At 42.0% G+C, this 13,556-nt stretch carries 11 protein-coding genes; 2 read left to right on the top strand and 9 right to left on the bottom strand.

Translation table 11 applies throughout. The features are described from left to right. The first annotated feature begins 469 nt into the window (after positions 1 to 469). On the top strand, positions 470 to 715 hold the full coding sequence (locus QYZ87_03570) for a helix-turn-helix domain-containing protein (protein ID MDN4753609.1): 246 nt from the start codon (positions 470 to 472) through the stop codon (positions 713 to 715). A 669-nt stretch (positions 716 to 1,384) separates the two neighbouring features. Here the strand turns inward: QYZ87_03570 and bioD are convergent. The 9 genes from bioD to QYZ87_03525 form a co-directional block, all read right to left on the bottom strand. Next, positions 1,385 to 2,044 (bottom strand): dethiobiotin synthase, encoded by a 660-nt coding sequence (gene bioD / locus QYZ87_03565; GenBank protein MDN4753608.1) that lies wholly within the window; start codon positions 2,042 to 2,044, stop codon positions 1,385 to 1,387. 2 nt (positions 2,045 to 2,046) lie between these two features. Next, on the bottom strand, positions 2,047 to 2,835 hold the full coding sequence (locus QYZ87_03560) for a methyltransferase domain-containing protein (protein ID MDN4753607.1): 789 nt from the start codon (positions 2,833 to 2,835) through the stop codon (positions 2,047 to 2,049). Then, positions 2,822 to 3,499 (bottom strand): DUF452 family protein, encoded by a 678-nt coding sequence (locus tag QYZ87_03555; GenBank protein MDN4753606.1) that lies wholly within the window; start codon positions 3,497 to 3,499, stop codon positions 2,822 to 2,824. The genes QYZ87_03560 and QYZ87_03555 overlap by 14 nt, the downstream gene beginning before the upstream one ends. Beyond that, complete coding sequence (locus QYZ87_03550; protein ID MDN4753605.1) at positions 3,496 to 4,626, bottom strand: 8-amino-7-oxononanoate synthase; 1,131 nt, start codon at positions 4,624 to 4,626, stop codon at positions 3,496 to 3,498. The genes QYZ87_03555 and QYZ87_03550 overlap by 4 nt, the downstream gene beginning before the upstream one ends. Then, entirely contained in the window at positions 4,623 to 5,906 is a 1,284-nt protein-coding gene (bioA, locus tag QYZ87_03545; protein MDN4753604.1) for an adenosylmethionine--8-amino-7-oxononanoate transaminase, read from the bottom strand. Before bioA ends, QYZ87_03550 begins: the two co-directional genes overlap by 4 nt. After that, positions 5,906 to 6,886 carry a biotin synthase BioB gene (bioB, locus tag QYZ87_03540; GenBank protein ID MDN4753603.1) on the bottom strand — a complete coding sequence of 327 codons (981 nt, stop codon included), beginning with the start codon at positions 6,884 to 6,886 and terminating at the stop codon, positions 5,906 to 5,908. The genes bioA and bioB overlap by 1 nt, the downstream gene beginning before the upstream one ends. 63 nt (positions 6,887 to 6,949) lie before the next feature. Beyond that, on the bottom strand, positions 6,950 to 7,258 hold the full coding sequence (locus tag QYZ87_03535) for a hypothetical protein (protein ID MDN4753602.1): 309 nt from the start codon (positions 7,256 to 7,258) through the stop codon (positions 6,950 to 6,952). A gap of 14 nt (positions 7,259 to 7,272) precedes the next feature. Continuing rightward, positions 7,273 to 8,862, bottom strand: a complete 1,590-nt coding sequence (locus tag QYZ87_03530; protein MDN4753601.1) for a peptide MFS transporter — start codon at positions 8,860 to 8,862, stop codon at positions 7,273 to 7,275. Positions 8,863 to 8,942: 80 nt separating this feature from the next. Next, on the bottom strand, positions 8,943 to 10,106 hold the full coding sequence (locus QYZ87_03525) for a DUF4831 family protein (GenBank protein MDN4753600.1): 1,164 nt from the start codon (positions 10,104 to 10,106) through the stop codon (positions 8,943 to 8,945). A gap of 296 nt (positions 10,107 to 10,402) precedes the next feature. Between QYZ87_03525 and QYZ87_03520 the strand changes: the two genes are divergently transcribed. Continuing rightward, complete coding sequence (locus tag QYZ87_03520; GenBank protein MDN4753599.1) at positions 10,403 to 13,264, top strand: insulinase family protein; 2,862 nt, start codon at positions 10,403 to 10,405, stop codon at positions 13,262 to 13,264. Positions 13,265 to 13,556 lie beyond the last annotated feature (292 nt).

The raw sequence follows: 13,556 nt of genomic DNA, 5'->3' as shown, positions 1-13,556 counted from the left end.
TGATGAATTTGGCTAAGACGAGATATTATAGTACTCCCCATTTTTAGACAACTGGTTAGTGTTTTTTCTTTCATTGTTACAAACATACTCATTTTTCTTTCTCTTACATTGATATTATTTATTCTTATGCAGCTACTACTATTCCATACACCATGACTGGCAGTTAATGGTGATACTTTGGTGAGGACTTTCAAAGATGTAAAACTTAATCCACTTCTATATTCCCAGACGTGTTAGGAGAATGTATCAACTTGGTTAAGAAAGATATGCTCTTGCTTTATGCTTCTCCAAAAGCGTTCAATCCAAATATTTTCTTTGTAACGACCTTTACCATCCATACTTATCTTTATTCCTTACTCTTCTAATAGCTCTACCCATTTCATGCTCGTGTACTGCACTCCGTGGTCTGAATTGATAATCTTAGGACAACTATATTGCTCTACACTCATTTACATGGTCAATGCAGTTATTGGCTAAAAGCGTATTAGATCGCCTCCAGTCTATCACTATCCTTAGGATGCTCCTAGATAATATAGGAAAAGAAGTGACCTCAGAACAGTTGATAAATAAGATTTGGGGAGAAAACTCGTCCATCAGCTCTACCTCAAGCCTCTACACAGCCATATCGTCACTGCGTAAAGCCCTCACCCCCGATCGGAAGATCAGGCTTCGCACCATTCGTGGCATAGGCTATCGTCTGGATGTGGAGGTGTAGCGAGCTAGAGAGTGTTGTGCGATCGCAATCTATCTATTTGCTTGGGCTTTAGAGTTTGGTCAAGAATTTTAGGTTCATTCCTGCTACTGCTAACCTTAGTGCATGCACCTTAGAACCTCAACTTCTCAGCATTTTTATAAGCAAATCTGCGAGCATGGCATGTCGCACTTATTCTCTAATATGGAGTGCAATTGAAGGGGTAAGAAAATGATAAGTAGTGCAGAAAAATATGGCTTTATGAAGGGCATAAATTCTTCCTATAGGAAACACTTCTCCTTCTCATAGGAAAAAATTTTTCTTCCTATAGGAAACGTATCTCTTTCCTATGTCTAGCAAAAAACCGTCTCTTGGGTGATGTCAGGGAGATGTTATGCAAGCACTATGATAGCCCCCACGCCTTTTTGTAATCTCCTATTTTATAGTCGTTTAGGCATTTTACTGCTATTTGTTTTTCATAAAAAAGCGACTCCCTATGACGAATCGTTATAGGGGGTCGCTTTTTTATAAGTTTTAGGTTGATTTCACTCGACAAGAGTGTCGAAAGATAGCAAGCAACTGCGTTGCATTCGGCATTCGGACAGAGCCCCCGACATAAAGGATGCTCTCTTTTTCCCTTTGCCTCAGCACTTCGTATCTCGTCCTTCGTTAGAAGTTCTCCTGGTTATCACCTCAGCATAGAGGGGGAAGTGTGAGAAATTGGGTCTCTGGGTAGTGCTTGGTGATATAATCTTCAAGATAATGATGAGTATCCTCAGTGATTTCATCATCTGTCGCTACCCCCTCATTGTAGATAACGGCCGTCACCTCTATATTTCTGCTCTTCAGAGCCTCAAGGCTAAGGAGTGTGTGGTTAATGCTACCTAGCTTGGCGGTCGCTACTAGTATGACAGGATACTTATGCTTAGCTATAAAGTCGATACTAAGCAATTCTCTATTTAACGGCACCATCAGACCGCCTGCACCCTCCAATAAGATGAGTTCGTATTTGTCTTTGAGTACCTCGGTAGAGTGCTCTGCCTGTGAGAGATCCACTGTAGTTCCCTCTAGCTCAGCTGCCATGTGAGGCGAGCAAGGTTTTTTGAATAGTAGTGGGTGAGTCGTATGGTCAATGTCCACAGCTTGAAGAGCTCTACCCTCAATCTGTCGATGCTTTTCGATATCTTCGCTCATCCCGACATTCCCTGTCTGTACTAGTTTCTGTGTAATGACTCTAACACCTTCATCTAAAAGGTGCTTAGAGAGCCATCCTGTGGCAATTGTTTTACCGGCATCGGTATCAATACCGGAGACAAAGTAAACTTGCTTTGTAAATAATGGACGTAGTTTCATAATTATCTAACTGCTGTAACGATTATTGCATCATAGGTAAGTGTAAGGGGGGCACCCTGAGATAGGCTTTGCTCCTCCCTTAACTCCCCTTCTAATCTGAGAAGTGCAGATGGGGTCCACACTTTATCATTCCTCCTAAGGGCATTGGTGCCAGTCTCCTTAAGGTGCCGTAATAGCTCTAATAAGGTACTGAAGGACATGGTTACTTGCTCTTTCTGCATTTCATAGTGCGAAAAGCCGTTCGTCTCCAACGTTTCCCTCAGTTCTTCCTCAGATGGATAAGGCAGGATATAGGGTTGAATGGACTGTATTTCCTTCAGGTTGGATGGTAAGAAAGTACTTAGCACCATTAACCCTTGTGGATTTAGAGCGTTATATGCCTTGTCTATGAATGAAAGAGGGCGTTTCCACCACTGAATGCAGCTACTGGAGGCGATTAAATCGTATGCTGCTCCTCTCCACTCTGCATGCTCTGCGTCAAATGCTTGGAAGGTGTAGGGTAACTGTTTGAGCTTCCGTGCCAGCTCGATCTCTACTTCGGGTGAAAGGTCATTGAATGTGTAATCTATACCATCAGAACCTAATAGAGCTACCATCCTCTGAGAAAAGAGTCCCGTACCACAGCCAACCTCTAATACTTTATGGAGTGGGCGATGCTCTTGCTCAAACATAATGGCTGAGAGCCTACCAACTAGCACATCTGCTATCTGAGTCTGTGGAGTAGCCGCTCGGTCATAGCTAGAGACTGCTTGACCAAACCGCTTTTGTACAAATGCTTTATCTAGCGTCATCTAAAAATTCCTGCCAAGTTGAATACTCCATCATAAAATAATGCCCTACCCCTTCCTTAATATATGTCGGTACGTGGTGCTTTGTCCAGTAGGCGACTTGATTTTTGGGTGGAACTATGAGGTCCTTTTCACTCACTATCGCATTGGTCCATGCTAAATTTGGTGGGGTGTCGTCTGTCATTTGTAACGCCCGTTCATACACGATAGTTAGCTCTTCTCTAAGATCTTCAGTTGACCTTTGTGAAAATGAATTATAGACAGCGAGCAGCTTTTTTCCGCCACACATTCTCCGATTGAAACGTGCCCTACTCTCATCACTCAGACCGTCAAGTGTGCCCTTGAATATATCATACGGGATACCATATTGGTCATGCATAGGCAACGCGGTACCATTCACCGCCACTGCTTTAGTCATCTTAGGTAAGTAAGAAGCTAGTGCATCAGCAGCACACACGCCCATACTCCAGGCCACTAGATAGACCTTATCGTACGCCTTTAACTTCGGTAAGTCATCAGGGTTAAGATCTCGAAAGTCATAAGCAGTCAGGTAATCCCACCCTTCGGGTATCGCTAGGTGTGCGACCACCTCTGGTGTAGTCCCCCACCCTGTGAAATAAATGAGAAGGTTATTATTCCCTTCTTTGCTAATCAGTTTTGTAATCATTTCTTTAGAACGTTTGCGAGCTGCTCTACTTCATCTATTGAGAGAGCAGAAGTAAGTGACAATCTAATGCGTTCATATCCCTCTGGAACAGTTGGCTTCCTAATCGGCCGAACGTAATAACCTTGGCGAGTTAATTCAGCTGCAGCGTTAGTCACGGCTTCCTCTCCTGGAATAATGATTGGTAATATCTGGGAGGCATAGGTGTGCCCCATTCGCTCTGAAAATAGCTTAATCAGAGCTCTCAAATGGACCCTTCTTTCATTCATCCTCCGCTGCTTATTGAAGATAAAGTGACTCCAACTGATATTCATCGGTGGCAGGGCTGTAGAAAAAATCAGAGGTCGTGCCTTAGAGATAAAGAGCTGTCTGAGGACGTTACTTTGAAGACTATAGGCACCGACAGAACCAAGTGCTTTTCCTAAAGTACCCACCAGTATATCAATATCGTCCAGGAGATTTAATTCTGACGCATACCCTAACCCTTCATCGCCCCTAACGCCTACGGCATGTGCTTCATCTAAGTATATATAGACCTGCTGAGGATACTTCCTTTTTAACTGCACGATCTCCTCTAGGGGTGCGAAGTCTCCATCCATACTGAATAGGCTCTCTGTCACCACCCATATTTGATCATAGTCAGCACAGTTTTGCTCTAATATCTGAGAGAGATGACTGACGTCATTGTGTCTGAACCGCTTAAATGGGGCTCCAGAAAGTCGAATCCCATCAATGATGCTAGCGTGAACTAATCGATCTGCTAGAATAAGAGTCCTAGGGAGTGCTAAAACAGGAAGTATTCCGCTATTGGCATGATAACCACTATCCCATATAAGAGCAGAAGGCTTACCATAGGTCTCCGCCAACTCTCTCTCAAAAAGTTCGTACACCTCATCATTGCCAGATAACAAACGAGATGAAGCACTGCTAAGTGGTTCATTGTGGGTCGTTTGTAAAAATTCATCTAGTAGTTCTGGTGCATCAAGAAGCCCTAAATAATCATTACCTGATAGATTTAGGAGTCTTTGGCCCTCTACCTGGACAAACTTTCCGCTACTCTTGGTGGTTGTCAAAGTCCTATAAGTCCCCTCTGCTTTACATTTTTGAAGGGCTTGTTCATAGTTTTTCATTCCGTTATGACTTTCTTGACACCACGAATCAGTTTATCTAGCTCTTTGTCACTAATCGCTAGGAAAGGGGGCATGATGTACACCAATCTGCCAAAAGGTCGAATCCAGATCCCCTCCTCTATGAATTTGGGGATTAATGCTTTCATATCCACTGGTTCCTTCATTTCCACCACTCCAATTGCACCGAGACAGCGTACCTCCTGAACTTTAGGATGAGTTGCTAAAGGAGAGAGCCCCTCTCTTAATTGAGTCTCAATCTCTGGTACGCGTTGTGCCCAGTTGGACGCTAAGAGGAGCTCAACAGAACGCTTGGCTACAGCACAGGCTAATGGGTTACCCATATAAGTAGGCCCATGCATAAAGCATCCTGCTTCTCCACTACAGATCATATCGGCAATCTTCTTGGTGGTGCAGGTAACGGATAGTGTCATATATCCACCAGTCAAGCTCTTTCCCATACAGATAATATCAGGGAGGATTTTGGTGTAGTAGGTCGCCAATAACTTTCCAGTTCGACCAAAGCCTGTTGCAATTTCATCAAAGATCAAGAGGCAATCGTATTCATTGGCCAATTGTCTCAACTGATTAAGATACTCGGGATGATAAAAGTACATTCCCCCTGCACCCTGAACAATAGGCTCCACAATGATCGCAGCAATCTCTTGATGCTTCTCCTTCAGGAGCGACTTCATAGGCTCTATATCGGTAGGATCCCACGCTCCTGAGAAGGGAGACTTAGGCTGTGGCACAAAGTACTGTGCTGGTAGTGTGGGTCCAAAATGAGCGTGCATACTGGTCTGAGGGTCACAAACAGACATAGCATGCCAGGTATCACCATGATAAGAAGAACGAATGGTCGCAAAGCGATTCTTATCTGAACGACCTCTGGACTGCTGATACTGAATAGCCATCTTAAGTGCGACTTCAACAGCCACAGACCCACTATCGGCATAAAAGAGCTGATCAAAACCCTTCGGTAGAATATGCTCTAAGAGTAGCTTACCCAACTCTACGGCTGGTCGATGAGTAAACCCTCCAAACATAATGTGAGATAGATCCTGACTCTGTGTCCTAATCACCTCATTAATTTCAGGCACATTATAGCCATGAAAGGCTGCCCACCATGAGCTCATACCATCTATTAACTCTCGACCATCTTCCAACGTAATCGTGCATCCCTTGGCACTCTTCACAGGATATACCTCTAGTGGATCAATTGTAGAGGTGTATGGATGCCATAGGTGTTCCCTATCCCACTTTAGTAATTCTTCTGTAGTCATCATCTCTCCCAATCAGTTTCTTTCTTTGTATCGTAATCCATTTCCTTAAATAGCACCATATCACGTTCGGTCACAGAGGCAGTGGTCGTCAATAGCCCCCCCGTAATCGCAGAATTGATACCGATATATAGTGCCTTTTTCTGCACCTCTTCAGTCAATTGTGCTCGACCGCCACTGAATCTCAAGAATGCGGTAGGATTGGCCAAACGAAAGATGCAAATGGAGAGTAACACTTCGTCAAAATCCATAGGTATCTCATTGCCCAAAGGAGTCCCAGGTATTGGATGAAGGATATTGATAGGGATGCTCTCTATCTCTAAACTATGAAGATAGAGTGCCAGCTCGGCACGCTGTCTTCTAGACTCACCCATCCCTATAATACCGCCACTACAGCGACGCATGCCGACTTCACTAGCAGCTTGTAGGGTCTCCTCTTTTTGCTTTTGCGTATGTGTACTACATAGGGTAGGAAAGAAACTAGGTGCACTCTCCATATTACAGTGGTAGGTGGTACATCCAGCTTCATAAAGAGCTGCTAAGGTCTCCTTCTTTGCCAAACCGAGAGAAGCACACAAATGCATATTGGGCAATTCCCCTCGGAGTCTCTCATACGTCTCGACATAATCTTCCTCCTCTTTTTTGGTAGGTCGTCTGCCACTAGCCACCAAGCTAAAACGTTTTATCCCCAATTCATAATTATGCTTAGCTAGAGGCAATACTTGCTCAGGCGGTAGGGCATCATATGTCTCACAATGAGTATTAAAATGGCCGCTCTGTGCACACCACTTACAATCCTCACTGCATAAACCACTCTTAACATTGATAATGGAGCAAGTGTCAAATCCATTTCCAGAGAGTTCACGAGTAATTCTATGCGTTACCTCGTATAGCTCTTCTCTTGGTGTTTGCTCTACAATGCTAAGAAGTTCATCAATATCGTTTATTCTGTATCCCCCTATTATTTTATCTGCAATATTCATCCGATAACAAAAAAAGGTGCCCAGACCCTATAGTGGATCTAGGCACCTAATAAATATTAGTGTCTAATTATAAGCATTATTTACATCAAGGACTCTCGTAGGCTTAATCAATAGATACAGAAAATCATCGAGTGAATCTTCCTCTCTCAGAAATTCTTTATCTCTATCACCACCTACAAAGTCGTCGTTGTAAACGTAAGAGAGCATGGTCATCAAGGAGCTAGCTTTAGGTGCTATACGTTCTTGCACATTAGCCTTTAATCGGCCAATGTTAACCACAAGCTTTACGCTATGAAACGCAGCTGCCGCATTACGGCTCCAGCGAACAAAGCGAATACGCTTAGGATTATTATGCCACTCTCTCTGCTTCATTAGTTCTATTCAAATTAAGCCTTGGCAGCGCTGTTATCCTGTCCAGTAACACGGTTAAGCCAACCAAGCATACTGATCATAATAAGCATAGCGATCAAACATACGCCGACAAAGACCATCCATGTCCCAGCAATAGCGATAGAGCTATATAGCTTAGCACCAAAGACGAGCAATAGGTTACCAAGAGCAGTTGCCATCAACCAAGCCCCTTGCATGATACCTTGCATCTTAGGAGGTGCTACCTGAGAAACGAACGACAGACCTAGCGGACTGATACACAACTCTGCAATGGTAAGGATTAGATATACTAAAACCAAAATCCATGGGCTGAGTAGTAAGCCTTGTTCTGCCATAGCAGTACGACCCATTTCCTTAGCTTCGTTAAGTGTAGGAAGATCCATTGAAACAAGAGTCATTACCACATATGCTAATGCAGCAAGTCCCATACCGATAGCAATCTTAGTAGGTGTAGTCACAGCCTTACCTCGCTTTGCAAAGAGTCCAAAGAAACCAACAACAAGTGGAGTCAGGAAGACTACAAAAAATGGATTAGCACTCTGGAACATTTCAGGGTTAAGCTTGAAATTACTGAAGTAATCCAAGTTAATAAAGTCACGAGCAAAATAGGTTAGTGTCAGACCATTTTGGTGGAATGAGAACCAGAAGAAGATCACAACAGCAAACACTGCAAATAGAGCAATCAGTCTCTGACGAACTTCCTCTGCAGGCATATCTTGCACTACATTAGAGTTATCACCATTATTATTATTTGTAACGGCAGTATCAATTGGATTAGGGAATTTCTTCTTATTGGTAATAAAAATAACCAATGATATAAGCATTGCAAATACAGCGATTGCAAATGAATAGTGGAAACCTGTATTAAATAGATTTAGATATTCCCTAGCAAATTGTGTCAACCCTTCAGTTGCTACAGAACCAGATAGAGATACTTCACTTGCAAGGCGAGAGAAGATTTCAGACTGACTCGCACTCATACTCTCACCATTTAGATGCATGTGGCATAATTCAGGCAAATCAGCATTGTATGCAAAATCATGAATTCTTAACCACCAGCTACGAATGGCTGGAGCAATCCATGGTGCAATCACAGCACCTACGTTAATGAACATGTAGAAGATGGAAAAACCAGCATCACGTGCTTCGTTAGAATATCCTCCACGGTCATACATCTGCCCTACAAGAGCCTGTAGATTTCCCTTGAAGAAACCATTACCAAGAGCAATAACAAACAATCCAAGGCATGTAAATACCAATAAGAGTGTCCTGTTTGATGCTGTAACTTCTGTAGGAATCGCAAGAAGCACATAACCTACCGCCATCATGATAAGCCCTATCATAATAGTACCCTTAAAGTTATTGGTCCTATCTGCTACGATACCACCAATCATCGCTAGAGCATAGATACTGAAATAGAAAACACTATAAATCAGACCTGCTTCGGTTTCACTCAGACCAAACTTTGCACTCAAGAAGAGCACAAGGATAGCCATCATCGTGTAGAAGCCAAATCGCTCGCCCATATTTGATAAGGCGGCCATGATCAAGCCTTTCGGGTGTTTCACCTTTTCTTTTGTTGCCATAAAAACATTAAGTTTTAAATCATTATTTAGTTATACATTAATTAGAATAATCATCTTTATTTCCCTCTCTCCCGATAATGCTATTCATCATTCCTCACACGTTTAATAGCTCCAGTACTGCTATAAAACTCTATGAAAGTAGTCGGTGTCTTCGATGTAAAAAGTGAAGATTCAAGTACCTCAAGAGTTCCGAGCTGAGCTACAGCCATCTTCGTAGAAGTGATAACATTACCTTGCCAAATCAAAGACGCTTGCACTAATCCAGGCACTCTGAATACAATCCCATTCCGGAGATGTCTCTCAAGCTTCTTCTGCTCCTTTTCATCGAGCTCTGGAGCTTGCTCGTCAATTTTAATATCAAGATAGATCGGTTCTCCCCTAAGATCATCAGCTGGCAATAGTCCGTCGTGCTCACTAAATCTGAAGACAACAAACTTTCCTTCCTGCGAGATATCAACCTCACTGATGACTTTTTCAATAGCCGTGATTTCTCTTTTGCCAATAAAGTGCTCTGCCAAAACCCTCTCAGCTTCATCCAATCGATTTATGGCCAGCTCCATTCCTTTTCCATCCGTAAATGGCTGCTCACTCTGGCCACTAATGATGCTGGTACGACTCTCTCTTAATCGATAGATCTCATTAGCTGCAATTTCTGCCTTTTTGGCTATTGTGGTTGCTTGAATATACTCAGGTGGTAGGACGCCCAACTCACCTACCCTATTCTCGGGATCGGGATGAGTAATCTTATCCTCTGGAAAAGGCTCAACCTCTGCCTCTGGAGAGTTAATTCCCAGAAGTAATCCATCTGGGCTCAAAGTAACGTTAGTGGCATCATGCCTCCGTCCAAACTTCACAGAGAAACGTAACTGCTCATCTGGAACACCATAAGAACCCACTCTTACACCTTTCAACTTATATCTCATGCTGGGTTTGAGTATCGCATTGTTCACCCCAAGATAGCGCTGAGCATATAAAGCCAAATCGCCTGGCGACTCGTCTATGGCATCAAAACTAACTTGAATATAGATCTTAGTAATAGGCAAAGCATATACGACGCTATTATCAGGCATTAGGTGTACATTATACACTTCCGCTTTCTGTGCTTTCAATGGCAGTAAAGCCATAACGGCACAAAGCAATAACCCAATGGTAGGTCTTAGTAAAGAATCGTATTTAACAAAATTATCCAAAAAAAATCTTCCGCTGTTATTCATATCATCATCCCCAAAATTAGGCACACTCATGCAGAGATACCCACAAATCTAATTAAAAAAGTGCAAAGCTTTACCATACACCAATAAATAGATATAATTTTTTCATTTATTCATCTTCTTATATTTCCTGAAATGAATAAAACAAAGCTGAATTGAATAGATATTAATTGACATTTAATGTGAACTATGTTGATTGTCAATTATTTTTTTCTTACATTTGTAGTCATTAGTAGGTGTTGTATGACAATATTTTATATCTACTTTTGATAACCTCCCACAAGGAACTAAGAGAACATAATTACTAATATTATCGACATTAAATCAAGATGACAAAAAAAATTAAACTTTGGCTTGGAGCCTTTCTTGTAGCACTATTTGCTACAAGCTCAATGGCTTACGCACAGGAAGCTGGCCAACAAGTGCCTCCACTTCCTATCGATCCAGCTGTTCGTGTAGGCAAACTACCTAACGGACTAACCTACATTATTCGCCATAATGAGCAACCAAAGGGACGTGCCAATTTCTATATTGCACAGAAAGTTGGCTCTATGCAGGAGGAGGATAGCCAATCAGGTCTTGCCCACTTCCTAGAACACATGGCCTTTAATGGGACTAAAAACTATGAAGGCAAAGAACTAATCAACTACCTAGAAAGCATCGGTGTTAAGTTTGGTGCTGAGCTAAATGCTTATACCTCATTTGATGAAACCATGTACACCATAAAGGATGCTCCTGTATCTAATGGTAATGGAGTTGTGGACTCATGCTTACTTATCCTTCGTGACTGGAGTGATGGTATCGCTCTGCTTGATGAAGAGATAGATAATGAGCGTGGTGTCATTGAAAATGAGTGGCGTCAAGGTGATTCTGGTAGCATGAGAGCATTCACCAAACTACTCAAAGAGATGTTCCCAGGACTTAACTATGGTAAACGCTTACCAATCGGTAGCATGGACGTAGTGAGAAACTTCACATACAAAGAAATCCGTGATTACTACCACAAGTGGTACCGCCCAGACCTACAAGGTCTAATCATTGTTGGGGATATCGATGTTGATTACGTCGAAAATAAGATCAAGAGCCTATACGCTGATGTACCTGCTCCAGTTAATCCAGCAGAGCGTGTGTACGAAGAGATTCCAGATCGCGAGGCTCCATTGAGCATCATCGTTACTGATCCAGAACTTCAGGGGACTCAAATCAGCTTTAGCTTCTCAAGTGATGCTATGCCACGTGAGCTCAAAGCCTCAGCAATGGGTCTTACCATGGACTATATCTATAATGCTATCAGCCAAATGTTCGATGGCAGAATCCAAGAAATTACGCAGAAGCCAGATGCACCTTTCGTTCAAGCGTACTTAAGTACAGGACCACTATTCGGCCTAACTCAGACAGAAGATGCCTTTGACTTTGGTGCTATCGCACATGAAGGACGTTACGAAGAGGCTCTTAATGCACTTGTTGCTGAAATGAAGAGAGTACGTGACTACGGTTTTACTGCTGCAGAATATGATCGTACACGCACTGAGATTCTAAACACTTATGAAAATAAGATGACCAGTAAGGATAATATTACCAATACTCAATACGCTATGGAGTATGGTAATTACTTTACTTCTGGTGGTTATATTCCAGGTATAGACATGGAGTATGCTGTACTTAGTCAGGTTGCACCAAGCATCACTATTGAAGCTATTAACCAATTGATTAGCCAGGCTCTTTCTTCTAAGAACTTTGTCATCTACCTAATGGGTGTTGAGAAAGAAGGTTTAGAGTATCCAACAAGCGAAGAACTACTAGCGAAGTACAACCAAGCTCTAGAACAAGAAGTAGAGCCTTATGTAGATGAATTTGCTGGTCTTGAACTTATGTCTGAGGATGCTCTTCCAGAACCTGGAGAGACCCTTTCAATCGAAAAAGATTTACAATTTGGTGTAACTCGTCTGGCTCTTTCTAATGGAGCTACCGTATATCTACTCCCTACTACATATAAGAAGAATGATATTCGCCTAACAGCACGTAGCTATGGTGGTTACAACCTATCTGATATCCCTACAATAGATAAAAAAGCTATCAGTAACGGATTTGCTACCGTCGGTGGTGTTGCTGATTATGATGAGACTGCTCTTAATAAAGTGCTTGCTGGTAAGACAGTATCTGTAAATACATCTGTCTCTGAATTCGGTGAACGTATTAGTGCAAGTAGCTCGGACAAGGATGTCGAAACCATGTTCCAGCTGATGTACCTTAACATGACAGATAATCGTAAGGATGACGCAGCGTTCTCTGCTAACGTTCAGAAGATGAAAGCAATGCTTGAGGCTGCAAAGAGTAACCCTCTTGCAACAGTCCTACAGGACTCTATCCCTCAACTACTTTACCCTAATGATGAGCTGAGAAAAGCTATTACTCCTGAAGATCTTGCTAACATCAACTATGACAACGTCTTTAGAGCTAACAACGAACGTTTTGCAGATGCATCAGACTTTACCTTCTTTATCGTAGGTAGCTTTGATATTGATTCTATCACTCCATTAGTAGAGCGTTATATTGGTGGTCTTCCTTCTACTTACAGCAAGGAGCCAGATAATAGTAATATGGCGAAGAAAATCAGTAGGTCTGGTGAAATGAAGCATTTTACCTTTGACGCTGATACCCCTACAGCATTTGTACTAGATATTTTAGTGAAGGATGGTGAATACACATTGGAAAGAGACCTTAAGATGTCTATCCTTTCAGATGTGCTAAGCCAACAATACTTCAAGAGTATTCGTGAAGAAGAAGGTGGTACTTACGGAGTAGGTACTCAAGGTAGTGTAAATATTGCTCCAAGGGGCGAAGAAACACTATTGATCAATTTCAAAACGGATCCAAACTCTACAGACAAGCTGAATAATAAGATCAAAGAAGAACTTAAAAAGGTTGCAGCTGGTGAAATTGACATCACTGAGTATTTCAATAAGACCATTCTTAACTACGAAAAGAAACATGCTCAAAACCTTGAAGAAAATTACTACTGGAGTGGCGTGATTGTAGATAAATATTTCTACGATAATGACTTCCACACTGATTACCTAAAGGTTCTTAAGAGCATTACTATTAAGGATATTCAAGATTATCTTGGTGAACTCCTTGAGAATGGTAAATATCTAGAAATGGTGGCTAAGACCAATAAAACTGAAGACTAAAATCAGTAGAATCTGATTATAGTTACATCCTTTAGTAAGGATAATAATAAGCGAGGCATGGATCATCAGTATCTATGCCTCGCCTTTTTATACAACCAGGACTATGAAGTATCGTCAAGGTTGCAAGGGTTAGTAATCACGCATTAATTGCCATGCTTGTAAACAATAAGCGATACTGCTGATAGTTTAAATTAAATAGGTAGTGTCCCCAAAAGTGTGTACGGCAGAATGCGTCTCTGAAAAGCAAACCTACATATTTTTTCGCTTTGTTTTCCATAAACATTAAAGATAG

Source organism: Porphyromonadaceae bacterium W3.11 (assembly GCA_030434245.1).
Taxonomy (GTDB): Bacteria; Bacteroidota; Bacteroidia; order Bacteroidales; family Porphyromonadaceae; genus Porphyromonas_A.
The sequence above is the reverse complement of the archived record's forward strand: the minus strand, read 5'-3'. Positions and strand labels throughout refer to the sequence as shown.

Coding starts and splice junctions, on each gene's coding strand:
- QYZ87_03530 (MDN4753601.1), bottom strand. CDS start 8,862: ATGGCAACAAAAGAAAAGGTGAAACACCCGAAAGGCTTGATCATGGCC.
- QYZ87_03560 (MDN4753607.1), bottom strand. CDS start 2,835: ATGACGCTAGATAAAGCATTTGTACAAAAGCGGTTTGGTCAAGCAGTC.
- QYZ87_03555 (MDN4753606.1), bottom strand. CDS start 3,499: ATGATTACAAAACTGATTAGCAAAGAAGGGAATAATAACCTTCTCATT.
- QYZ87_03535 (MDN4753602.1), bottom strand. CDS start 7,258: ATGAAGCAGAGAGAGTGGCATAATAATCCTAAGCGTATTCGCTTTGTT.
- QYZ87_03520 (MDN4753599.1), top strand. CDS start 10,403: ATGACAAAAAAAATTAAACTTTGGCTTGGAGCCTTTCTTGTAGCACTA.
- bioD (MDN4753608.1), bottom strand. CDS start 2,044: ATGAAACTACGTCCATTATTTACAAAGCAAGTTTACTTTGTCTCCGGT.
- QYZ87_03550 (MDN4753605.1), bottom strand. CDS start 4,626: ATGAAAAACTATGAACAAGCCCTTCAAAAATGTAAAGCAGAGGGGACT.
- bioB (MDN4753603.1), bottom strand. CDS start 6,886: ATGAATATTGCAGATAAAATAATAGGGGGATACAGAATAAACGATATT.
- bioA (MDN4753604.1), bottom strand. CDS start 5,906: ATGACTACAGAAGAATTACTAAAGTGGGATAGGGAACACCTATGGCAT.
- QYZ87_03525 (MDN4753600.1), bottom strand. CDS start 10,106: ATGAGTGTGCCTAATTTTGGGGATGATGATATGAATAACAGCGGAAGA.